This is a genomic window from Paenibacillus sp. FSL H8-0317, assembly GCF_045040685.1.
Lineage (GTDB): Bacteria > Bacillota > Bacilli > Paenibacillales > Paenibacillaceae > Paenibacillus.
This window is the reverse complement of sequence record NZ_CP150294.1, coordinates 3,563,325-3,587,382: the sequence shown is the minus strand read 5'-3', so window position 1 is coordinate 3,587,382 and position 24,058 is coordinate 3,563,325. Positions and strand designations below refer to the sequence as shown.

Sequence of the window (24,058 nt, the reverse complement as noted above, 5' to 3'; positions counted from 1 at the left end):
GCTCGTATTAGTTTTATTTTCGCTCATCATACTATAGGTGAGAAGTGTCTGCGCAGTATCCATCCTATGTTAATTGATTGTAAAAGAATACATATAAAAATTGACGTAAAGTCTCATACACAAAAAGAGCCGCATTATTTAGCGACTCTGACTTTTCATTATAAAAAGCTATCTTCTCTGCCATACAATAAACAAATAATTGCTATTTATCCCGCATTACAGCGGTTTTCTATATATTTTTATATCTACTCCGGACTCCGTCGGATGACCTTCTCCAACAAGTGTCTCACGATTCAAGAAGGATAAGGCTTTGCTGTCTGTAATCATCTTGGGGGAAGTACGAAATAAAGCAGTTTTCAGCGTTTTATCGATGATTCCGTTATTTTCGATATAAATTTTGCATGTATGCCCTGTGTAGTCCTTGCCTTGGAGCATGTATCTTGCCGATAGAGTATGCGGACCACCATTCTTCCCGATGATCTGCGTATCCACTCCTCCACCCAGCACGATTCCTTCAAAGTACTTTCCGGTTACGCTGCCTGTAAAAGTAATCATGACAACCGAATCATCTTCGCTATTCTGTAAATCAAATGACTTCTCAATGTTCACATGTACCGTAAACAATTCTTCTAAATTCACGTATTCTCACCTCCATATATGGACAATTATAACTCTACTCATTAGACTGCTTCACTAAAAAAAAGATTTACATATTTCCTTCAAATCATTTAAAATGGTTTACACGATGTAAAGGTTAACAAGTTGTAAATGAAGGGGTTAATGACGTACATGAGTACATTACCAAAATCAGTTCGATTTCCACTGTTCATTCTGATGTTAAATCTGTTTATCGCTTTATTGGGGCAAGGGATGCTCATCCCCATATTGCCTGAGTATTTGAAGCTTTTTCATGCGGGAGGCACAGTAGCAGGATTTTTAGTTGCCGCCTTCGGTGCCGCTCAATTCTTCTTTTCACCTCTCGGGGGACAACTGTCTGATCGATTTGGACGCAAAAAGTTGATCATCGCAGGTATGTTTCTGTCTGTCATTTCAGATATCATATTTGCGCTGTCGACGTCATTACCGTTCCTCTATGTCGCACGGTTTATCGGTGGAATCAGTCTTGGTTTAATGGTTCCTGCCAACCTCGCATATGTCGCCGATATTACAACGCCAGAGACACGTGCGAAAGGCATGGGTTATTTCGGTGCAGCTATGAACTTGGGAATGGTTCTGGGACCTGGTCTGGGCGGTCTCATCGCCGAGATGGGCATTCGCATGCCCTATTTCTTCGCAGCGGGTCTGGGACTGATTGCGGCCCTAATGACGCTGCTATTGCCCGAGACACTTCCCCCGGAGAAAAGAACGGTCTCCATCCGTCTTCAAAAAGGAGATCACTTGGGCAAAAAAATCTGGAGTTCTTTTAAAGTCCCCTATTTCAAATATTTGATTGTGTTGCTTGTCATGACCTTTGGCCTCATGAGTTATGAGACGGTATTCGCTCTTTTTGCAGAGCAAAAATACGGATTTGACGCTGCAACAATCTCCATCATTATTACCTTGGGCGCGATTATCGGTATCGTTGTGCAGATCTGGCTTTTGGATTGGTTCGTACAGAGAATCGGTGAAATTAAGTTGATCCGTCTCTCCTTGATAATCACACCTATAGCTTTATTGTTAATGTTAATTAAGGTCAACCTTGTGTTTCTGTTGTTCGCTTCTGCGTTATTCTTTGCCTTTAATTCGTTTTTGCGACCTTCGGTCAGCACGTTAATATCCAAGAATGCAGGAGATCGGCAAGGTTATGCATCCGGTCTGAACACCACATTTTCCAGTCTCGGAACGGTGATTGGGCCGCTGATCGCAGGACTATTGTTTGACAAAAACATAAACTTCCCGTATATTTTTGGTGCAATTATGCTGCTCGCTTCTCTCGGACTGACCTTGAACGCATTTCGTTCGAAGAAAGGACAATTGTATACAAGTGAATGAAAACTGGCATCAACAATTGGGAAATAAACATCGTGATGATTTGATTGCAGCAGGTAAGGAGCTTTTTTTGAAATATGGATTGCTCCAGGTGAAGATTACGGATGTATGTACGAAAGCTGAACTTAGTAGAGTGACCTTTTATAAACATTTTCAGTCTATGGATGAGCTTCTTCTAGCCATTCAGATGCAACTGATCGAACATTTAACAAATGAGATTAGTCGTACATCAACGAAGGACATGAACGGGCGAGAACAACTCAAGGTCATGTTGAATGCATGGGTTGTGTTTGCCCAGGATCATCCAGACTACATCCGATTTATTCAATTATTTGATATCAACTATGAGATGTATGATTTTAGTCCTGAATTAAGAGAAAAGTATGATAAGTTCAACCAGCACGGGAAAGAAGACCATTTCCTCTTGCATGCTTTAACTACAGGCGTTGCTGACGGCAGTATCAAGAATCCGTCCCCCCCACTCGAGCTTGCTCAATTCATCTTCACAACGATGATGGGTATGCTACAGAGGATCGTTAAGATCGATCCGTCCAAATCCGATGAAATGGATACACGGATCAGGGAGCAGTTTGTGAAGATGCTGCTCCATTTTGTCTGTAGCGAGGAAATACATGAGTGACGGCATATCCAGAAAGTGCAAAAGACTGATTCCAGCAGATGGATCAGTCTTTTGCATCTTTTCTGCCTTCGGGTTGGTGCACTCAAGAGTAAACGAACTTATGTACATACCAAAAAAACCGCTATGACAGCGGCTTTATATGGGATATGCTATTGCACTCTATATTAGTAAATTTAAACTTCGGCATGTAGTTGCAGGATTTGTTCGCCGATAATTACTTTTTTATATTCGTTTTTTTCAATCTGAGAGTAGTTCGAACTATTCGTAATAATTATCGGTGTAGTTACTTCATATCCACTCTGCTTTATCATGTTTAAATCAAATTCAATAAGTAAATCTCCAGCTTTTATCTGTTGTCCTACATGAACCAGAACATTGAAATGCTCTCCTTTAAGCTTAACCGTATCTATCCCAACATGAATTAATATTTCTGCGCCATTCTTACTATTGATAAATAATGAATGTTTGGATTTAGGCGTATTCATAATAACACCATCTACTGGTGATAAAACCTTTCCTTCCATGGGTTCAATAGCGATTCCATCCCCCATAGCCCCCATAGCAAAAGCAGGATCTTTTACATCACTCAATGGAATTAATTGCCCGATCATAGGACTAAGCAGTATTTCGTCAGAAATAGATGGTTGAACTTCATCTGCAACAACTGTTGTACTTTGTTGCTCTTGTGGTTGTTTCTCAGTTCTAAATAATGCACTCATTTTCTTAAACAAAAGCCATTCCTCCTGTTTCACTTCGTACCCCATGTTAATAATTTAATAACTTATACTTGTAATCTCAACATGGGGTTTATCCGATTTTTTGGACTGAAGTAACCGATTACATATCATATTTTAGTTACTTTTTCATAACAAAGATTGCATTTTACCTACTAATTACTCCTACAATCTTGATGATGTTAATTTTTCTAAGACTTGATGGTTAATTTAGAGCAATTACTTATATACATACAACCTAATGATTAGAAAATATAGTTCTCAATACATTCGCTCCAACGTAATACAGAGTATCTGTTGAGGCTCAATCTTAATATCCATTTCCAGAGTTCCCCCACGAGCCTGGATATGTCTCAAGTAAGTTACCGGGGTACTCCGGACTTTTAAGTAATCTATAGTCTCCATGTCGAATGAATTCAGACTGGTCATCTTTAAAGCCTCATCTAACGCATTTCCATCGTTGAAGCTTATTTTTTTTACGACAGCTCTGTAGTTACGGCAGTCTGCAGGCAGGTTATATAGTTGTAATATCATATTTTTGGATGCAGGATTGTGAAAGATGAATTTGTTACTGTTCATATCGTATTTTTCGAACGAGCTAAAATATGATGGGTCTACCGGAGCGTATAAATAAGCCAAAATTGTAATATCCTCATCTTCGTTTTTGGTGATGAACAAGGATGAATCCCGAAAAAGCAATGTATTTCCAAGTTTGTTCAGGAATTCATAGGCATAAAAGCCGATTTTGGGAATGCCACTCACGGTTAGAAGTCCGGGACCACCACTAAACTCAATGGTTTCCTCCGCAATTTCATTTGGGTAAGCAAAATCTGACACCAACCAATATCCAATGCCTTTGTAGAGGTCAGTGAGACCCAGATGTTGGTGAAATATATATAATCCTTTGAATGCCATATCGTTCAACTGATCGCGACTCGATGACGTAATGTTGAATTCGGTGAGATAGAGGTCTGGTACGTTCAGATTATCCTCCAGATACGTAATCAGGCTTTGGGTCATCATCAATAAATAGTTTTCTTTGGTTGACTTGACGATTGCAGATTTACCGTTAGTGGTACTGTTCTTTTTGGAATACGGCAGTGCGGAAATTCCACAGAAGTCTGGTTCGATACCCTCATGCACAAGATGAGCCAGAAAGCCATGCTGATGAGTCTCCTTATTCTCTAACACAATGCCTCCGATCCCAACCTGTAAACCGGGTTCCACCTTTTTGAGTAATTTCCGTACTTCATCGTAGTACTTAACAAATTCTTCATCCAGGGATAAGTCATAACTGCGAAGTTTTCCCTTGAAACGTTCACAACCATGATTAATACCCGTCTCATAATGCCATGGGCTAGGTCTGACCACTTCGATTTTCCATTGGACCAACGCTGATTTTCCGTATTGATTAAGTAACAGACGGAACAATTCTTGAATTTCCTTTAGCCAGTTTTCCAAGGAGTATGTTCTATGGTTATGACCAACACTCGTAACGACTTCGGCAGCTTCGGGAGGATTAAGCACAATAAACGGCTTCCAGCCTCTGGCCACAAGCTTTCCGATCGCTTTTGCAACCAGTGCGTAATCAGGAGTATTTCCTTCTACGCGAAGCATGTTTCTGTTCAGGAGTCCACTTACTCTTGAGAATTCAAATATCTTGTACTTTTCAAATACAGCAAGTTGATCGTTCAACTCAGTCATCAGCAGTTTTGAAGCTTGTCCTACATTCAAGATTGCGGACGAGATCCTTATATCTTCGCTATTCTGAGCTTCTATTCGAATTTTACGCTTCTTCTCCTGATTCACATGCTGCAGAACGGCTTCTAATTCTTTTTGATCGCATTCCTCTGATTCAATATTCCGAATAACCGGATTAGGCGTCTTCGTTTTACGGAATGTGCTCGGACTTATGCCATGTTTCTTTTTGAAAAGTCTGTTGAAGGAATTGATATTCGTAAACCCCGCCTCGTATCCAATAGAGGTTACCGGATCGTTTGTCTCGAGCAGTTGTCTTTCCACGTTGCGCATTCGATGCCCCAGCAGATAGTCGCTTAACGATTGTCCAACGATTTCAGAGAATATTCGTGACAAATACTGTTCTGATACGAAGAACTTCTTGGCGATTTCCTTCAACTTGATATCTTTCTCGAAGTTGTTACCCAGGTAGAATTTAATCTCTTCAATTCGGCTGCGCATATTTTTATTACTGCGAATGGGAACTTCCTTATAATACTTTCTCTCCAGCAAGCTCAACATTGAGAAGTAGAGGTTAAATACCTCGACGTCAGACATGCTGTTTTTCTCCAAGTAAAATCCGGACAGTAGCTTATTGGCAAGATGACTCATCTCCTCGTCACTACCATTCCCGCCTTTTCTCGAATCGCCACGAAACTCGAACTGGTATCCGTTGTCTCCCTGATTCTTATCATAGTTATAATAGAGTGCGATATCGTAGGAAAGAGTCTGTGTTGACGTCAACTGAAAGGAGTCGGATCTCGGTAAAATATAAAACCCTGGCGACTCGACCTTGATCGATTCCTCTTCACTTTCAACTTCGATAGAGCCCTTCAACACATAAAGGATATGAACTTTCCCATCAAAATTATGGATGCTGCTTCCAGGGATGATTTGTTGAATCGCGATATTTTCCCACGGGTTTACAAGTTTCATAACAAGCCTCCAAAAAAGCCATAAACGCAAAAACATTTCGCGTTCATGGCTACCTTTAATTCTTCTTTAGATTCATTTAGTAATTATACCCACCATACTCAAGTGGTTGTTTGTTATCTAACTACCAAGATGCCATGTTTCTAACAATACGTCAATTTTTCAGCGTTTCCATACCTATGCCAGGCGAAAACCATTCATTAGAATTGCTACAACAGGTTTGCCGGCGGCTTTCATCTTGCAAATCTGATACAGGATACGAGACTTTCGTCTAGTCTTTCCGATACTTTTCCCCGTCTGGCATCTCCTGATACATTCATCTTAGATGCAAAATATCGTTTGTTTCTTTTCTTTGGATCAGAGACCATACATCAAAGAGGCCACTCGTTAGACGAGCCGACCTCATGAGATTTAGTTACAGAACCTTACTTACAAGTTTTCACCGTTTGACCTAACAACCTCTTGGTACCAGTCGAAAGATTTCTTTTTGAAGCGGTCACCCGTTCCTTGCCCTTTATCATCCAGATCGACATAGACCAAGCCATATCGCTTGCTCATTTCTCCGCTGCTGGCACTAACGATATCTATCGTCCCCCACGTGGTATAGCCTATGATATCGACTCCGTCGGACATGGCGTCTTGCATTGCCTTGATATGGGAACGGAAATAGGCAATACGGTAATCGTCTTCCAGATAGTTATTCTCGTCCGGAGTTTCTCTAACTGCGAAACCATTCTCGACAATAAAGAGCGGCTGGTCATATCGGTCATACAGCTCATTCAACGTGATTCTAAATCCTGTCGGATCGATCTGCCAGCCCCATTCGTTAGCCTCCAGATATGGGTTTTTCAATGTACCATTAATGTTGCCGCCAGTCTTCTCTTTGTCTTCTTTATCCGAGGATACGAGCCGCGTAGAATAGTAGCTCAACGCTACGAAATCACTGGTATATTTACGCAGAATGTCCATTTCTTCTTCAGTAGCTTTCAAATCGATCTCGTTTCTTCTAAAGTAACTCAGCATATAGTCGGAATATTTCCCTTTGGCTTGTACGTCTACTAGTGAGAACTCATTCTGATCCGCTTGATAAGCTGCCCAGACATCCTCTGGGTTACATGTGTAGGCATAGTTCTTACCTGCTCCGATCATGCATCCGATCTCAAAATCAGGATTGATCTCATGTCCAACCTTTGTAGCGAGTGCTCCAGATACAAGCTGATTGTGAGCGGCTTGGAATTTGGCTTCCAGAATGTTCTCTTCCTTATTAGGATCGATCAAACCACCAACTGCTGGAATACCCAGGACCATATTGATTTCATTGAATGTGATCCAATACTTGACGTGATTTTTATATCTTCGGAATACCGTTTCACAATAGGTGACGAAGTAATCAATGACCTTCTTGTTTTTCCAACCGCCTTTGTGAATCAGAGCAAGCGGAGTATCGAAGTGGTTTAATGTAACTACAGGAGTGATTCCATACTTCGCACATTCTGCGAATAATCGATCGTAGAAAGCCAACCCTTCTTCATTTGGCTCAGGATCGTCCCCGTTCGGGAAAATTCTAGCCCAGTTAATTGAAGTACGAAGAAAATTAATCCCCAGCTCCGCCAGCAACTTGATATCTTCCGGGTAACGATGATAGAAATCGATCGCGTTATGACTTGGATAGTAATCGTATTTTGTGTTCATCGCCTTTTCGATATTATAGATCGCATCCCAACGACCTTCGCTGATTGCGGGGAAAAGATCAGCTAGCGTGAGACCCTTTCCACCTTCGAGATAGCCGCCCTCACTCTGAGTCGCACACATCGCTGCACCCCATAAAAAATCTTTTTTCATCATGGTTTCTCTCTCCCTATTGAATCTATTTGTTTGAAATATTATCTTTTTTACCACGATACATCAGTAATGTAAGAGCAAAAGGTATAACGAATGACAGGATCATAACAACCAGTACAACGATAAACCCTACCTGTGTTCCAGTGTTTTGAGTATCAATAAATCCTGGCAGAGCGAAGATTCCACTCGGCGTTAGTTGCAAAAGTTTGGCTCCGAAATATCCAATGGCTCCCCCACCAATACCGGAAACAATACAAACCATCGTTAAAATCTTTCTCTCAGCAAGCAGGAAGCCATACAAGGCTGGTTCAATGACTCCCATAAGCCCCGAGTTAAATCCGGCGGAATAAGCAAGTCCTTTTTGCTTTTTGTTGGTATTTTTCATACCCATAGCCACAATTGCACCAGCAATCGCAAACGAATGACCTGTAATCATTGGGAAGATGACATCATAACCGTTAGTGAAGAAGTTCGTCAGGGCGATCGGTACAATAGCACCATGCAAACCCACAGCAACCATTGGAATCCACAATCCACCTAAAAGCGCGCTAATTAATGTTGGACTCAAGCCGTACACACTGAGAATACCTTTAGCGATCATCTGGCTTAACAGCATGGCTAGTGGTCCAATTACAATCAATGTAACTGGAATAGAGATTAACAGAACCACCAGTGGAACTCCGAAGCTTGAGATAACCGAAGGTATATATTTTTTAGCTACATGCTCGACCTTGGAAGCAAAATACACGGCCAGAATTGCAGGAATAATTGTCGCTGAATAACTGGCTAACAAAACAGGGATTCCCGCAAATGTCGTATAAACGGGGGCTTCCAGTAGGGAGCCTGACATTAGTACGCTGATCGGGTCAGCCTTAAGCAATTCTGCCAGTGTTGGATAGAATAATGCTGCACCGATCGCCATACCCACCAGTTCGTTCATTTTGAAACGTTTAGCTGCGGAGAAGCCAACAAAGACTGGCATAAAGTAGAAGATTACGTCCGCGACGACATAGAGTACTTTGTAAGTTCCACTCGAATCCATAATCCATCCTAGTGACAGGAACAACGCCAAGAATCCTTTGACAATACCAGTTGCTGCCATAACTCCAATCAAAGGTCCCATAATGCTGATGACCGTCTCCAGCAGTTTACTGATCGGATTTTTCTTTTTTGCAGGTTTAACTTCATCTGATTGCTTTTCCTGCGGCGTGGATGTTACTTCTTCGTCGTCTCCGGAATCACTGTTAAATGAATAAAGACGCTGTATGTCATCAAAGACCTTTGATACTTGACTACCGATGACGACGTGATACTGACCAGTTGCCTCCAAGGCCTGAATCACCCCGTCTAGCTCCATCAATTTGTTTTTGTTTGCCTTGTCCGGGTCCTTCAAAACGAATCTTAACCGTGTTGCACAGTGCATCAAAGAAGTTACATTCTTCTCTCCACCAATGTTTTTCACGATTTGTTTGGACAGTTCTTTATAATCCATATCACTTCACCTCTAGTCGGTTATTAACCACAGCATTTTTTGAACGTTCGTTTTCAAATAAGCGGTTACATTCGTTATTTTATTGACTTCTGGTGTATATAGATTGCTTAAATCATACCTCCTATACGTACAATTATGATGAGAATATGTATTCGCTTTCAATTGCGGTTAAAATTGAGCAATCTTTTTTTAACATCAGGGGTGCAATACGTTCTAGTATGCCATCTGAGATCGGGTCAAGTTCTTCTACCTAAGAATAATGACCTGTAAATCAAAAAAAAAGCCGCTATAATGGTATTATCCCCTTTTAGTAGACAAGAGAAAAAAGACATCTGTTAAGATGGACTTAATCTTGCCAAACGAAGGGGATTTTTTCATGGCTAAAAAAGGACAAACTTTCCGGCGGTACTCCTTAGAATTGAAATTGGAGGCGGCCCGGCTGGTCAACGAGGAACACATGAGTATACGTGAAGTGGCGAAATGTTTGGGTATTCAAAATAAATCTCAGGTACAAGTATGGGCAGCGAAAACGAAACAGGGAATGAGTTTAGAACCTGTTACATCCAAACGGGGACGCCTTAGAACAAAGTTTTCCAGTATCGAAGAAGAGATGGCATACTTGCGGGCGGAGATTGAATACTTAAAAAAGCAGTATCCAAATCTACACAAGGAGTGACGAGTAAAGCTGCCCGATTTCAGATCATAGAGGATTTACGAGTACGCCACAGCCTTTCTTGGCTCTTAAAGTTAGCTGCGGTGTCTCGCTCGGGCTATTACAAGTGGAGAAAAAGCATACCAGCGGCAAAAGAACGTAGACACAAACAACATGAATTGGAGTCGCATATGCTTGCGATCCATCGCGCACATCCCTATTATGGTTATCTTCGAATGACGGTAGCTTTACGAAAAGAAGGCCTTAGAGTCAACCACAAAAAGGTGTATCGATTAATGAAACAATTAGGAATCTCTTCTGTCATTCGAAAGAAGCGTCGATTCTTTGGAAAACAAGCTTCTGTGGTGAATCCGAATCGACTTCAGCGCCAGTTCCAGACGGATACGCCATGTACTAAACTGGTCACAGACATCACCTATATTCGTGCTGGAGAACACTTTGTGTACCTGTCTGTCATTCAGGATTTATACAATAATGAGATCTTAGCTTGGCATCTATCTGAACGAAATGACCTGGCTTTGGTTCATGAAACGCTGGATAGACTCCGTCAGCACGCGGATCTGAGTGGCGTAATTCTGCACTCGGATCAAGGATTTCAATATACCTCGAAGCCTTTTAACCGTAAACTGGAACAGCTCGGCATGCTAGGCAGTCACTCTAGGCGTGGAAATTGCCTAGACAATGCCTGTATCGAGTCTTTTTTCTCTCACTTAAAGACGGAGAAAATATACTTGAATAAAGCGGCAAATAAAGCAGAGGTTGAACTACAAGTGAGCGAATACATATTGTTTTACAACCAAAACCGATTTCAGAAAAAACTAAACGACCGTTCTCCGGTAGAATACCGGGAAACGGCCGCAGCTTAAATTTTGTCTTTTTTGTACTGTCTACTTGACAGGGTTATGACCATAAAAGCGACTTTTGGTATTATCCCCTTTAAGTAGACACTTGAAAAAGCCTTCATGTTATCATGAGGGTTCAAGTGACACTTGGAGGGGATATTTTTATGGCAAAAAAAGGACAAACATTTCAGACGTATACCGAAGAATTTAAATTGAATGCGGTTAGATCCTATGTCGAAGGGTCTTCAAGTTATAAAGTGGTAGCTGAACGCGAAGGAATTCGAAACTGTTCACAACTGAAGGTGTGGGTGAAAAAGTGGAAAAACGGGGAATCGTTCGATGAGCGAAAAAACAATGTTCCGAATCCAATGAAAGGACGTCCCCGTACTGCCTTTAGCAGTGTAGAAGAAGAACGTGACTACCTTCAAGCACAGGTGGATTATTTAAAAAAGCGGTATCCAAATCTAGTAAAGGAGAAGCGCTGAGCCAACGGGAGAACTACGATATCATAGACGAATTGCGCTGCTCGCATAGCATTACACGCCTATTATCGATTACAGGAATACCCCGTTCCAGTTATTACAAATGGCGAGCAACACAGCCGCAGCGAGACGCAAGACAAGACCGTGATCGTGAGATCAAAGAACACATGATGGCTATTCATTTTGCAAACCGAGAGTTTGGTTATCCTCGCATGACAACGGCGCTCTGGGAGGCTGGTCTGAACGTTAATCACAAGAAAGTATGGCGAATCATGCGGGAACTATCGATCCAATCGGTCATTCGTAAGAAGCGGAAGAAGTCCAGCTATACGCCATCTGTGATTTATCCGAATCGCCTGAAGCGCAAATTTCATGCCACAGCCCCCCAGCAAAAAATGGTGACGGATATTACTTATATTTCGGATGGAAACACATTCGTTTATCTGTCTGTCATTCAAGACTTGTTCAACAACGAAATTGTAGCTTGGCAATTATCTAAACGGAACGATGTTCAGCTCGTATTGGATACGGTGGAACAATGGACACAAAAAAGAGACGTTTCGGAAGCCGTGCTCCATTCGGATCAAGGCTTCCAATACACGTCTCAGGCGTACAACACACGATTAGAAGCATTCGGCGTGAAGGGCAGCCACTCTCGCAAAGCAACCTGCCTGGATAACGCATGCATCGAATCCTTCTTTTCGCATCTCAAGACAGAGAAGCTGTACCTTAACCAGTGTAATTCAGAAGCAGAGATTCGACAAGCCGTGGAAGATTATATGTACCATTACAACTACCGACGTTTTCAAGCCAAACTCAAACAGCGCGCACCGATTGAATATCGATGCGCGCTGGCAGCATAGCTTTTTTCATCTGTCTACTTGACAGGGGTATGACCACTTTAAGGGAGTTTTTTCGAGACAACCCAGTTTCTCTTTTTCACTGGGTTACATTAATGTTCTATAAAGTATCATTTAATCCGTTAGTACCGGCAACTGTCCTCCAGCTTTCAGTTGACCAAGCAATACTTTGATCCCGGCAGACGTATTTGGCTCCTGCTTTCCATACACAGCAAGCCCTGAGCGCACGTTCTGTAAATAGATCATCTCGTAAGGGTTACCGAGTGAGAACAGCGTATATCGCTGATTACTCTTGTTCATCGCATTAATCAAGGTTTGATAATCACCCCAACCGAACTGGCTGGCCACATTGCGGAACTGGTAAGAAGCAAGAATGACATAATTGGCTTTGCCAATTGCTTGGAGCGTTTCATTCATGTTGCCTTGACCAACAAGTACAATTTCAGTTTTTAACGACAGATTATTAGCGGCCTGCAACAGTTGCTTCTCAAGCTGTTTCGCCTGTTCCTGCTCGGCTGCGACAATAACGACCCGGTCGCCTTGCTTCATTGGATCAGGAAGCACACCTTCGCGACTGCTGAGTACAGTGACCGCCCGCTCTGCGATTGTCTGCTCCACTGCTCGGTGCGCCTTCGATCCGATGATACCGTTAAGTTTAGTTAGCTTTTGCGCGAGAGTTTGACTGCGTTCAAATAAACCATATTTCGCTTTCATCTCCAAGATTCGTTTCACAGATGCATGTATGGTTTCATCCTTGATCGTTCCATTGTTCACCGCGTTCACCAGCGTTTGATGGGCCGCTGCTGAATCTTTTGGCATAAGGATGATATCAACACCTGCGGAAACGGCGCGTTCTACTGATTGATTCTCCCCAAAATGCTCCGCAATTGCATTCATGGTAAAGGCATCCGACACGATGAGACCTTTGTATCCCAACTCTCCTCTAAGAAGTCCTGTCAGTACCTTTTTCGATAAGGTGGCAGGAATCGGCACACGTTCACCGTCTTTGAGCGAAGTGACATGTTCGTTGTCTATGGCAGGGAAAGCAATATGCGCGGTCATAATCATCTCTACCCCATTTTTAATCGCAGCCCGAAACGGTTTTAATTCTACCGCATCAAGCCGTTCTCGGTTATGGGCAAGCACAGGCATACCAAGATGGGAATCTACCGTTGTATCTCCATGTCCCGGAAAATGCTTAACTGCCGCCATCACCCCTGATTGCTGTAGCCCTTTTATCGTTGCCAGACCAAGCCTTGTCACCAAATCCGCATCCGAGCCAAACGAACGTATACCAATGATGGGGTTATCTGGATTACTGTTGATGTCCAGTACTGGCGCAAAATTGATCTGCAATCCCAGTGCCTTCAGCTCCTCCCCTGTCAGCTGACCGGCTGCTTCGGCTAGCGTTGCATCTCCAGTTGCGCCAAGCGCCATCTGCCCGGGAAGGTTCGTGCCTCCTGGTATTCGCTTAATAACGCCTCCTTCTTGGTCGATGCTAAGAAATAGAGGAATGTCACCTGCTTCTCTTTGTATATCATGTGTGAACGTTGTAAGCTGCGTCATGTCTACAATATTTTTGTCAAAAAGAATAAGTCCGCCCAAGTCCTGATCATGGATCGTGCGTTTCAGCCCCTCATTAACGGTCGTTGTCGCTTTACCATTCCATTGCCTAATGTCAGGCATAAGCATCTGACCAACTTGCTCACTTACCGTCATATAGGATATCAGCTTATCCCAATCTTGTGTCCGAATGGCCGCTTCACGTTCGAAGCGAATTACTCTCGCCATAAATACGGCATATTCAGCACGCGTGACAGCTTGATTCGGACGGAAGGTGGCATCTGAATAACCGCCGACCAAGCCATTTGAACTCATAATAAGAATCGGTGCTGCAGCCCAATGCCTGTCCGTATCTGTCCATTCTGCGGGGTTCTTACCTTCCGCCAGTGAATAAGCCCGTGTAAGGAAGGCCGCAGTCTCTGCGCGGCTAAGCGGTGCGTCCGGACGGAAGGTTCCGTTAGGAAAACCACTTGCAAGTCCATTTTTAGCAGCTATCATGATTTCTCGATGGAACGGGTGTGTAGTTGGCACATCCGAATAGGTTGTGCCTTCCACTGCTCTTTGAAGCTGATCTGGATAAAGCTCCCGCACCATAAAAGTGACAGCTTGTGATCTTGTCACAAGTGCCTCTGGCTTGAAGATCCCATTGCCATATCCGGCTACTGTTCCCCGTTTCGCCATATACGTGATGCCATCCTCTGCCCACTTGGAATACTTTAGATCAACAAACGTTTCTTCCGCAGCTGCCGTTCCCACCCCTATAAGCATAGAGCCGACAACAGCACCAATAATCGTCTTCCATTTTACATGCATTTGTTTCACTCCTGTTGTATTCTATGGATGAATAGACGCTACTACGGTACAGTTTGTTGCGTTTTCATACTTCTATGAAATTATATTCAGGTAATTGACTATCCCTTCACGCCTCCAATCGTCATGCCCTGAACAAAGTATTTCTGTAAGAACGGATACACCATCAGAATAGGAACACTTGCAATAATGGTCATGGTCGCCCGAATCGAGGTTGGTGTGACCGCCGTTGCATTACTCTCGGCAGACTGATAAGCATCACTTGCTGATGATGTCGCTGAGGTCGTCGAAGTTTGCAGAATCTTCATCAACTCGTATTGCAATGTGCTTAATTCTTTATTGGAAGAGTTGTACAAGAATACATCGAACCAGGAATTCCATTGTCCCACGGCTACAAAGAGTGATACGGTTGCCATTGCGGGAATCGTTAGCGGCAGGACAACGCGGATAAATGTCGTGAACTCCCCTGCCCCGTCAATGCGTGCTGACTCCAGAATGCCTTCAGGAAGACCTTCAATAAATGAACGGATGACAATCATATTGAAGACACCGATTACACCCGGAATGATATATACCCAGAAGGAACCAATCAATCCAAGGTCTCGAATCAGCAGATAACCGGGGATCAACCCCCCGCTGAAGTACATGGTGAAGACAAAAAACATCGTAACAAACTTGCGAAGCACAAATTCCTGACGACTAACCGTATACGCGAGCATGGCTGTACAGAAGACGGACACCACGGTTCCAATGACCGTACGCAGCGCCGAGATCAGAGTTGCGTGATAGATATCGGATTCGCCAAAAATGTATTTGTAGTTGTCCAGTGTCCATACACGAGGCCATAGATATATTCCACCCCGAATGGCATCATTTGCATTATTGAAGGATACGGCAATCATATTAACAAAGGGGTAAATCGTCACAATCATCAGACATACCATGAAGACGATGTTAATGGTGTCAAACGCTCGATCCCCGGTGCTGCTATTCCGCAAGCGGGATGTGTTTCCTTTACGCATGGCATAGGCCTCCTTTTAGAATAGTCTGCTCTCTCCCATTTTTTTTGCTATATAGTTCGCGGAGAAAAGGAAGATGAAGCTGACCACAGTTTTGAATATGCCGGCTGCTGTACCTAAGGAAAAGTTCCCCATCCCTAATCCATATTTCAATACAAAGATGTCCAGATTCTCCGAATAGTCCATATTCATCCCGTTACCCAGCAGATATTGTGGTTCGAATCCGGATTCAAGAATACTCCCCATGTTCATGATCAACAAGATCACAATAACCGGTTTCAAGCCAGGCAGGGTGATATATAACATCCGTTTGAAGCGACTGGCTCCATCAATCTCGGCAGCCTCATATTGCGCAGGATCAATTGCCGTAATCGCTGCCAGATAGATAATGGTGTTCCAACCAACATCTTTCCAAACCTCAGTTGCCCCCAGAATACCCCAGAAGTATTCTCCTTTCCCCATCCATAATACCGGACTGTCAATCAGGTGAAGCTTCATCAGCAGCAGATTGATAATTCCGTCTGGTGAGAGGACTGTTAATACAATACTGGAAGCAACAACCCACGAGATAAAGTGAGGCAGATAACTGACGGTTTGCACAAAACGTTTAAATATGACATTTTTCAGCTCATTCAGCAAAAGGGCCAGTGTAATTGCTGTAACAAATCCCAACACCAGTTTGATGGAACTCATAACGAGTGTATTTCGCAGCACTCGGTAGAAGGTATTGTCCTCAAACAAGATACTAAAATGATGCCAGCCGACCCACTGCTGATCGGAGAAGGACCTCGCCGGTTTGAAATTCTGAAAAGCCATGGTCCATCCCCATAACGGCAGGTACTTGAAGATAAAAGCCCAGATGACAAAAGGAATACACATCCAGGCAAGCGTTCGTTGCTGCACAAGTCGCTTAAAGAACGAGTGTGCTCTGGTTCCCTTCGGACTCGAGGCTGGAGGCATCGAGTTAAGGGAGACATTAGGTTTCTCCACGGTGAACCTGCTCCTTTCCTGTGCTGTTATTCATGCGAGGAGAAACCGGAGTTTATGCTCTTTCGTCTTCTCCTGCGCATGTAACAGTTTGTTTTAAAGAGGTTGTTCAAAAAGTCCGCTTTTGATTACGAAAGACGCCTTGCGGCATCATCAGCATCGAATATGGAATTCAGCCGAAATGTCCGTTGCTCACGTAGTTTTCCCTACGCTCCGCTACTCCATTTCTAGCTTCATCCCATCTTCTTGGTACTGAAAACCGGTCTTATTGAACACGCACTTAAAGTGTTCGTATTACCATTTTCCTGCTACACGATCCTTCACAACTTTGGTAATGGTCGCTTCATAACCAGTTTTGTCCAATTTGTTCAATTCAGCCATGTAGGCATCCCACAGCTTATCAAAATTCGATGGTGCTCCCAAGATCATTTCCGGTAAGTATTTACGTTGCAGATCATCCGATTTGGTGGTGAAGATCTGTTCAGGTGATCCTTGCTCAAGGGCGATGGACCATGCGGGGAACCATGGCCGCTCTTCCGGTTTGTTAAATAATTCACTAAAGGTTTGGATACCGTAGGCTTCAAGGAACTTGTTGTCTCCCTCGGTGTAAGATGCAGCGGCTACTTCTGGCTGGTTGCCAGGGCTATAAGCATTACCATCGGTAAGTGTAGATTCACCGCCATATCGCGGCCAGTCTGATCCGAAGTAAGTGAACCCGAATTTACGGCTCAGCTCCAGATCATCATGGGCTTTGCGTTGATCCTCATTTGCAAAATAAAATCTGCCCTTATCATCCACACTGTACGTCTCGTCCTTGATTCCCCATTGCACCAGAACCTGATTTTCTTCCTTCAGCAAATTATCAAAATATTTGATGATACGAACAGGGTCTTTGGCATTCACCGAGATACCTGTTGCATAGTTGTTGACAAAGCCCGGAGGATCAACATATTGATCCTTAATTCCTTCATCAAACACAATCGGAAGTGGTGCATAACGTTTCTCATCAATGCCTGCCGAGAGCAGGTTTTTCGACGCGTCTCCAACCTGCCAGCCATAATTGAAGTATCCTAACACACGACCCGAAGTCAGCTTGGCCAAGTACTGGTCTTTGTTCATCGTAAAGGATTCCGGATCAAGCATGCCTTGAGCATTGATTTCATTCAACTTCTGAATCCATTTTTTCTGGGCATCTGTTCCGGCGACGACTTTTGCCTCATGGGTAGTCATGTCGACCATGACACTGCCATCGTTCGGATAACCGGCAAGATGCATCGCTGGATTTTGCAAGGTGAAGAAGTTATTGGCTACACCCGCAAGTGACACAAATCCGATTGTGTCTGCACCGTCGACAGTTGGATGTTTTTCCTTATAATCCTGGATCAGATCAAAATATTCATCCAGTGTAGTGATCTTGGGATAATCAAACTCTTTGAGCACAGAGCGTTGAATCCAGAAAGCTCCTCCGCCCACATTTGGACTACCTGAATACTCACCCTGATTAGCTGTATAAGGCAGCGCATAGATTTTTCCGTCTTCGGCATTTTTCATTTTATCGAAATATGGTCCATACACCCTTTTGATATTAGGGCCGTATTCCTCAATCAGATCATCCAGCGGAATATAGGCCCCGGCATCCAGCAACTTGGACATCTCACCACTGGAGCTAATGACATCAGGGTAGTCTCCACTGGCAATCATGACACCGGCTTTGGTAGCACTATCACCTACCAGATATTCCAACTTCCAGTCCACACCCGTCTGCTCTTGCAACGCTTTACCGATGGTTGTTTCGCTTGCCAGAGCATCCTTCTTGCCTGGAGAGAACATGTAATACGAGAACGTGACTGGGCTGTTCTCATCTTCACCTGTGGCTGAAGGTGATGATGACGAGTTGTTCTGACTGCACCCAGCCAGCAAAACTGTTAGTAATACAGCTAAACCCGCTGTTCTAAATTTTGGTTTTAACATGTGAATATTCCCCCGTTCCGTGTGTTCTCTTATGGATTACACTCACCATTTGCCAGCTACACGATCCTTAACTGCCTGCGTTATCGTTGCTTCGTATGTTTTCTTGTCGAGTTGATTCAATTGACTCCTATATTCATTCCATGTGTTCTCGAAAGTGGAAGGTGAGTCCATAATCATTTTGGGTAAATATTTCTTCTGGAGATCTTCTGCCTTGGTGATGAAAATCTGTTCAGGAGAGCCCTGCTCCAATGCAATGGACCAAGCAGGAGACCAAGGACGCTCATCCGGTGTGCTGAATAATTCTGTAAATGTCTCCACACCGTATTTCTCTAACAAAAGCTTGTCTCCGTCCGTGTAGCTAAAGGTAGCCACTTCTGGTTGATTGCCCGGCCCATAGGCGTTGCCGTCCTCCAGTACGGAGTTATTGCCGTAACGAGGCCAGCTGTAATTAAAATAGTCAAAGCCGAATTTACGACTTAATTCCGGATCTTCATGTGCCTTGCGTTGGTCATCATTTTCAAAGTAAAAGCGGCCCTCATCATTCACACTATACGTCTCGTTCTCAACACCCCATTGAACCAGAATCTGGTTTTCTTCCTTGAGCAAATTATCAAAATATTTAATAATTCGCACGGGATCTTTGGCATTTACGGTAATTCCGACACCATAGTTGTTCACAAAACCTGGCGGGTCCACATACTGGTCTTTGACACTGTCATCAAATACGATTGGTAGAGATACGTATCGTTTATCGTCAATACCAGCCTTCTTGAGATTGTTCGTTGCGTCTCCAACCTGCCAGGAGTAACTGAAATATCCCAGCACCCGACCGGATGTTAACTTGGCGAGATACTGATCCTGGTTCATTGTGAAGGATTCTGGATCAAACATCCCCTGTGCGTTAACCTCGCTTAACTTCTGAATCCATTGTTTCTGATAATCAGATCCGGCTACCAGTTTGGCTTCATGGCTCTGCATATCCACCATCACACTGCCATCGTTTGGATAACCTGCCAGATGCATAGCCGGATTTAGCAGGGTGAAGAAGCTGCCCGATTCACCCGCAAGTGTGGCGAAGCCGATGGTTTCTTTTCCATCGATCTGCGGATGCTTTTGCATGTATTGTTCAATCAAGTCAAAATATTCGTCCAGCGTTTTGATCTTGGGGTAGTTAAACTCTTTTAACACAGCACGCTGAATATAGAAGCCGGTCTGAAAATTAGGCTCTGACACATAACCGATGTTGGCAGTGTATGGAAAGAAATAGATCTTTCCATCCTCCTGTCTGAATTTGTCCATATAAGGCCCGTATACCCGCTTGATGTTAGGCCCGTATTGATCGATCAGTTCATCCAGCGGGATAAAAGATCCAGCATCCATCAATTTGGCCATTTCACCACTGGAATCGATGATGTCGGGGTAATCCCCACTCGCAATCATCACTCCTGCCTTGGTTGCACCGTCACCGACCAGATATTCCATCTTCCAGTCAACGCCTGTTTGTTCCTGTAGCTTCTTGCCAATGGTCGTGCTGCTTGCCAGAATGTCCTTCTTGCCACCCCCAAACGTGAAATATTTAAAGGTGACCGGGGTGTTGTCATTACTGTCAGGATAAGAGGCTTCCGGGCTGGCTTTATTACACCCTGCCAGGGTTACAGCCAGTAAAATGGCCAGACCTGTTATAATGTTTTTTTTTCTAAACATGTAGCAAATGCCCCCTTGAAGTATTGTTTGTGTCTTTAAGCCTTCTCAATATATCAAGATAGCGCTTTCAAAGTTACCCATGAAAGTGTACCTCCTACTTTGAAAAGTATATCCCTCGTATTTAGTCGCCTGGCATGGCTGATGGATCAAGTGGAAGCTTAATTTGGATACGCGTACCTTCTCCTTCCCATGTCTGGATGTCGAATGTAAAGTGATTTTTATAACAAAGTTTTAAGCGACTATACGCATTTTTCATGCCAACATGCTCTCCCATATCGGTGTTTTGATCCAGGTAACTTAACAACTCTTCCAATTTTGCTTGTGACATCCCTATACCGTTATCCGTTAGTCTGATATGGAGCTTATCATTTTCCATTGAAACGAAGAGTTGAATGATACCTGCACCCGGAGATGACTCAATTCCATGAATACTTGCATTCTCAACAAAGGGAAGGATAACCATCTTGGGGATTCGGTACATCAGTACCGCAGGATCTGCCTCAATGGTATATTGGAGTTTTTCTCCAAAGCGGTATTTTTGAATTTGCAAAAAACTCTCGATTAGTTCCAATTCTTCCTTCACTGTCACATTATTCTGATTCCAACTAATCGACTTGCGAAACATCTTAGCCATGTTATGCACGATTTTGGCAGTCTCTTTCTCGCCTTTGATGAGGCTCCGCATACGTACCGACTCCAGGGTATTAAACAAAAAATGTGGGTTGATCTGACTATGGAGCGCATGAAGCTGTGCTTGCTGCTGCTTTAACTCCAGGTCTTTCTTTTGGATGTCGGCGAGATATACCTCATGAATCAGGTTATGGATCGTCTCGGTCATTCGATTAAATTCCATCGTGAGTTGACCTATTTCATCTCTTGCATCTTCAGGGGGAATCGTCTGGAAATTCTGTGTTTTTACTTTTTTCATATGTTTCAGAATGCGCACCAGCCTGACATGGATGGATCTGGACATCGCCGCAATGATAATAGAAGGCAGGACAAAATTAATACAAGCCAGCCATACGACGAAGGAACGGGACTTCCGCACCTCCTTCAACACAATTTCTTCATCCATCACTCCATGCAGGGACCACCCTTCCAGATAGTTAATACCTGTATACGTAATTTCAAAGGGAATCATTTTATTCGGAAACTGGATCTCGCTGTAACGTTTCCCTGTCTGAGCTTCTTCTGCTGTAGAATCATTTGAAAATTGGATGTGTCCTCCCGGATCAAGAAGATACACTTTTCCATCAAATCCGCTGTTGTGGAAATACTGCTTGATCATATCCATATTCAAGTCAATTTTAAGTAACTGCTCTCTCCCCCCAGTGTCCAGATTGTCGAGCCTTTGAACCAGACTTAACATCTGATCCGATGAGATCAATGCCGGATAAGGGGCGGAGTATGCCTGAAATTGAACGTACCAGTCCGAGTTGCGGACATCGTCAGTTAAACGATCAATATAACCGGAAGATAAAATGGTAGAATTATCGGTATACACTTGATACCAGCGAATTCCCTGATTCATTTGACCGGAGAATTGCCCTTTTAGATAGGAATTATAAGCGTCAATATACTCAAAATGACTTTGAAATGAACGGGAGATGGTGTCGTTGAATACAGGGTCAGTATATAACGAATAAGAGAGGCCGACGCCCTGATCGATGGTTACCCGAAGGTCGTTCTTCAGATTGTTCAGTGTCATGCCGGCATCACGAGTTTTCTGACTACGAATATTGGAGGATGTGACATTATAGAACACCACATTGGTAACAACGATGGGAATAAATACAGATAAGACATACATAAGCAGTAGCTTATCTCGAAGCTTCATGTAATTCAGGTTCCATCTTGGCATTGTGCACCTCGCTGCTCATTTCCCATAAGGAGATTGCGATATTCTGTAGGCGATAACTTAACAAGTTTCTCAAACTGGGTTACAAAATAATCCGCATTCTGAAATCCTACGCGTGCAGCAACCTCGTACATTCTCAGATCCGTCTGGCGCAATAACTTCTTCGCCTCATGAATACGCAGGTTCAACAGATAGTCATTGAAATATTGATTGTAACTTTTGCGGAATAATCGCCCAAGATAAACGGGATTCATGTAGAAGAGTGCAGCAATGCTTTTGAGATTGATGTTCTCGGTATAATTTGCATCAATATATCGTTTGATCTTGCTGATATCTCCTTTGGATCGTTCCATCCGCAGATGAGAGACATAATCCTCGGCTTCCTCCAGCGCGGTGAGAAAAGCATTTTTCAATAGTCGTAAATTCCAACCTTCATGACTTTGTTGTGCTAGCTCTTTCAGCTGCTGCAACCCTTCATCATTACCACCCATTTCGTTGACTACAGCGAGAATACCCGTTATATAACGCAAAAGAGAACCCGATACAGCTTGAGGAGAAAATCGATTCATATGAAACAATTTGAATTTCTCCTCTACAACCTTGTGATAAGCTGACCTATTCCCCTCTTCCAGGCTCAAGATTAAGTGATCCACCTCGTCCTGGTATACATTGAAAACAAACAGCGGTTTGTCCTTGATCTCCGTATAACGTACGACACCACCAGTTTCTGCATATTTATGCTTGGCTGCTTCTTCAGCCGCCATAAGGGATTGTGGGACATCACCAATTTCTTTGACGAGTGTTCCTGCGTAAAGACCGATATCCAGGTTAAACCTTTTGCTCAGTGTTATATGAATATTGTGCAGTTTATCCTGTAACGCCGGACCCCCTTGATGATGATCAGGCCACAACAGTAATAATGCAAACATGCCACGTTGTTGCTCACTGATGAACATTTTGCATAAATTACTCTCCAGAGAATGTACTGCTTCACGTAGCTGTTCAATGGTAATTTTAATTTCATCTAATCCGGTCTGAAGTTCAATCAAAGTCATGAGCAGACTGGAGTTACGATTGATCCCAAGCATCTCGGCATATCGGTGTTCATCCTCCTTCTGTACATGGCCTTTGATCACATCCTCCAGCATGATGTTACTGGCCTGTCCCTCAGCCAAAAGAATATGTTTTCTTTTATTGCAAATCAGATTTGCCGACTTCTGCAACGTCGCCGTCAGTTCTTCATCATCAATAGGCTTCAGGATATAGTCATGAACGCCGTACCGGATTGCCTGCTGTGCATATTTGAAGTCATGATAACCACTGATGATAATGAACACAGGTTCCAGAAGTGGCATTTTCTCTACGGCCCGTATCAGTTCCAGCCCATCCAGGATTGGCATACGGATATCTGTAATAATCACGTCTGGTTGCAGGCATTCAATCAGATTTAATGCCTCTACGCCGTTCTCTGCCTCTCCGATAATCTCCATATTAAGATCCATCCAATTTATGAGTTCATACAGCCCCTTTCGTACATACATCTCGTCATCTACCAGTAATACTTTTAACATCCGTTTGTCCCCTTTCCTCCAACAAAAATAAACCGCCGGCAGCATCTCTTCCTATCGGCGGAATGAATCTAATATGGTGACTGTTGTAGTTCGATGATCGATCCATGACCAGTCCTTCCGAATGACAGAAGCGTTCAGACATCCATCCTTTTTTTGCCATAGTCGAATTCTTGATCATAACGATTATAGGTCTGACAACCCCACCCGATGGTATCCATCATGTTAGGATGGTTACATTTTATAGGTTCACGTCTGCAATTTCATTGCACAAACGGCTATATTTATTGCGCGAAACGATAGGAGGTCATATATCTGATATGAATGAGACCTCAGAATACCTGTTTGATAAAT

The 24,058-nt window shown here is 43.3% G+C and carries 17 protein-coding genes; 5 read left to right on the top strand and 12 right to left on the bottom strand.

Annotated features, from left to right (window positions below):
• Nucleotides 1–216 precede the first annotated feature (216 nt).
• Entirely contained in the window at nt 217–639 is a 423-nt protein-coding gene (locus MHB43_RS16025; RefSeq protein ID WP_237175352.1) for a DUF3237 domain-containing protein, read from the bottom strand.
• Nucleotides 640–789: 150 nt separating this feature from the next.
• Here MHB43_RS16025 and MHB43_RS16020 point away from each other — a divergent pair, with 150 nt between their 5' ends.
• Nucleotides 790–1,992 (top strand): MFS transporter, encoded by a 1,203-nt coding sequence (locus MHB43_RS16020; protein ID WP_405132337.1) that lies wholly within the window; start codon nt 790–792, stop codon nt 1,990–1,992.
• On the top strand, nt 1,985–2,629 hold the full coding sequence (locus MHB43_RS16015) for a TetR/AcrR family transcriptional regulator (RefSeq protein ID WP_405132336.1): 645 nt from the start codon (nt 1,985–1,987) through the stop codon (nt 2,627–2,629). Before MHB43_RS16020 ends, MHB43_RS16015 begins: the two co-directional genes overlap by 8 nt.
• Before the next feature lie 173 nt (nt 2,630–2,802).
• Here the strand turns inward: MHB43_RS16015 and MHB43_RS16010 are convergent, their stop codons facing one another.
• The 4 genes from MHB43_RS16010 to MHB43_RS15995 form a co-directional block, all read right to left on the bottom strand.
• On the bottom strand, nt 2,803–3,360 hold the full coding sequence (locus MHB43_RS16010; protein WP_076210790.1) for a PTS glucose transporter subunit IIA: 558 nt from the start codon (nt 3,358–3,360) through the stop codon (nt 2,803–2,805).
• A 264-nt stretch (nt 3,361–3,624) separates the two neighbouring features.
• Nucleotides 3,625–6,036, bottom strand: a complete 2,412-nt coding sequence (locus tag MHB43_RS16005) for a helix-turn-helix domain-containing protein (RefSeq protein WP_076210792.1) — start codon at nt 6,034–6,036, stop codon at nt 3,625–3,627.
• 426 nt (nt 6,037–6,462) lie between these two features.
• Nucleotides 6,463–7,878: a glycoside hydrolase family 1 protein gene (locus MHB43_RS16000; RefSeq protein ID WP_218639188.1), complete on the bottom strand. Its 1,416-nt coding sequence runs from the start codon at nt 7,876–7,878 to the stop codon at nt 6,463–6,465.
• 22 nt (nt 7,879–7,900) lie between these two features.
• Complete coding sequence (locus MHB43_RS15995) at nt 7,901–9,367, bottom strand: PTS transporter subunit EIIC (protein WP_405132335.1); 1,467 nt, start codon at nt 9,365–9,367, stop codon at nt 7,901–7,903.
• A gap of 376 nt (nt 9,368–9,743) precedes the next feature.
• Between MHB43_RS15995 and MHB43_RS15990 the strand changes: the two genes are divergently transcribed.
• The 3 genes from MHB43_RS15990 to MHB43_RS15980 all read left to right on the top strand — a co-directional run bounded on the left by MHB43_RS15990 (nt 9,744) and on the right by MHB43_RS15980 (nt 12,227).
• Nucleotides 9,744–10,906 (top strand): IS3 family transposase gene (locus tag MHB43_RS15990; protein ID WP_405132334.1). Its coding sequence is split into 2 segments (ribosomal slippage): nt 9,744–10,008 and nt 10,008–10,906, totalling 1,164 coding nucleotides; the frame shifts between segments, so codons are not numbered across the junction.
• Between the two features lie 140 nt (nt 10,907–11,046).
• Nucleotides 11,047–11,367, top strand: coding sequence for a transposase (locus MHB43_RS15985; protein WP_405117721.1), 321 nt, complete (start codon nt 11,047–11,049; stop codon nt 11,365–11,367).
• Nucleotides 11,364–12,227 (top strand): IS3 family transposase, encoded by an 864-nt coding sequence (locus MHB43_RS15980; RefSeq protein WP_405132428.1) that lies wholly within the window; start codon nt 11,364–11,366, stop codon nt 12,225–12,227. Before MHB43_RS15985 ends, MHB43_RS15980 begins: the two co-directional genes overlap by 4 nt.
• Before the next feature lie 111 nt (nt 12,228–12,338).
• On the opposite strand, the gene MHB43_RS15975 is transcribed toward MHB43_RS15980, so the two are convergent.
• From MHB43_RS15975 to MHB43_RS15945, 7 genes are all read right to left on the bottom strand, one after another.
• Nucleotides 12,339–14,600, bottom strand: a complete 2,262-nt coding sequence (locus MHB43_RS15975; protein ID WP_405132333.1) for a glycoside hydrolase family 3 N-terminal domain-containing protein — start codon at nt 14,598–14,600, stop codon at nt 12,339–12,341.
• Between the two features lie 98 nt (nt 14,601–14,698).
• Entirely contained in the window at nt 14,699–15,619 is a 921-nt protein-coding gene (locus tag MHB43_RS15970) for a carbohydrate ABC transporter permease (RefSeq protein ID WP_339308501.1), read from the bottom strand.
• A gap of 15 nt (nt 15,620–15,634) precedes the next feature.
• Complete coding sequence (locus MHB43_RS15965) at nt 15,635–16,576, bottom strand: sugar ABC transporter permease (RefSeq protein WP_051153902.1); 942 nt, start codon at nt 16,574–16,576, stop codon at nt 15,635–15,637.
• A 321-nt stretch (nt 16,577–16,897) separates the two neighbouring features.
• Nucleotides 16,898–18,574 carry an ABC transporter substrate-binding protein gene (locus MHB43_RS15960; protein ID WP_405132332.1) on the bottom strand — a complete coding sequence of 559 codons (1,677 nt, stop codon included), beginning with the start codon at nt 18,572–18,574 and terminating at the stop codon, nt 16,898–16,900.
• A gap of 42 nt (nt 18,575–18,616) precedes the next feature.
• Complete coding sequence (locus MHB43_RS15955) at nt 18,617–20,278, bottom strand: ABC transporter substrate-binding protein (protein ID WP_405132331.1); 1,662 nt, start codon at nt 20,276–20,278, stop codon at nt 18,617–18,619.
• 121 nt (nt 20,279–20,399) lie between these two features.
• Complete coding sequence (locus MHB43_RS15950) at nt 20,400–22,139, bottom strand: sensor histidine kinase (protein ID WP_405132330.1); 1,740 nt, start codon at nt 22,137–22,139, stop codon at nt 20,400–20,402.
• The gene (locus MHB43_RS15945; protein ID WP_405132329.1) at nt 22,121–23,707 is read right to left on the bottom strand and encodes a response regulator; all 1,587 of its coding nucleotides are present in this window, start codon (nt 23,705–23,707) and stop codon (nt 22,121–22,123) included. Before MHB43_RS15945 ends, MHB43_RS15950 begins: the two co-directional genes overlap by 19 nt.
• Between the last annotated feature and the right edge of the window lie 351 nt (nt 23,708–24,058).

What these genes read in the sequence shown, in the direction of transcription:
- MHB43_RS16020 (WP_405132337.1), top strand. Translation starts at nt 790, where the DNA reads ATGAGTACATTACCAAAATCAGTTCGATTTCCACTGTTCATTCTGATG.
- MHB43_RS16005 (WP_076210792.1), bottom strand. Translation starts at nt 6,036, where the DNA reads ATGAAACTTGTAAACCCGTGGGAAAATATCGCGATTCAACAAATCATC.
- MHB43_RS16000 (WP_218639188.1), bottom strand. Translation starts at nt 7,878, where the DNA reads ATGATGAAAAAAGATTTTTTATGGGGTGCAGCGATGTGTGCGACTCAG.
- MHB43_RS15995 (WP_405132335.1), bottom strand. Translation starts at nt 9,367, where the DNA reads ATGGATTATAAAGAACTGTCCAAACAAATCGTGAAAAACATTGGTGGA.
- MHB43_RS15985 (WP_405117721.1), top strand. Translation starts at nt 11,047, where the DNA reads ATGGCAAAAAAAGGACAAACATTTCAGACGTATACCGAAGAATTTAAA.
- MHB43_RS15975 (WP_405132333.1), bottom strand. Translation starts at nt 14,600, where the DNA reads ATGCATGTAAAATGGAAGACGATTATTGGTGCTGTTGTCGGCTCTATG.
- MHB43_RS15970 (WP_339308501.1), bottom strand. Translation starts at nt 15,619, where the DNA reads ATGCGTAAAGGAAACACATCCCGCTTGCGGAATAGCAGCACCGGGGAT.
- MHB43_RS15965 (WP_051153902.1), bottom strand. Translation starts at nt 16,576, where the DNA reads ATGCCTCCAGCCTCGAGTCCGAAGGGAACCAGAGCACACTCGTTCTTT.
- MHB43_RS15960 (WP_405132332.1), bottom strand. Translation starts at nt 18,574, where the DNA reads ATGTTAAAACCAAAATTTAGAACAGCGGGTTTAGCTGTATTACTAACA.
- MHB43_RS15955 (WP_405132331.1), bottom strand. Translation starts at nt 20,278, where the DNA reads ATGTTTAGAAAAAAAAACATTATAACAGGTCTGGCCATTTTACTGGCT.
- MHB43_RS15950 (WP_405132330.1), bottom strand. Translation starts at nt 22,139, where the DNA reads ATGCCAAGATGGAACCTGAATTACATGAAGCTTCGAGATAAGCTACTG.
- MHB43_RS15945 (WP_405132329.1), bottom strand. Translation starts at nt 23,707, where the DNA reads ATGTTAAAAGTATTACTGGTAGATGACGAGATGTATGTACGAAAGGGG.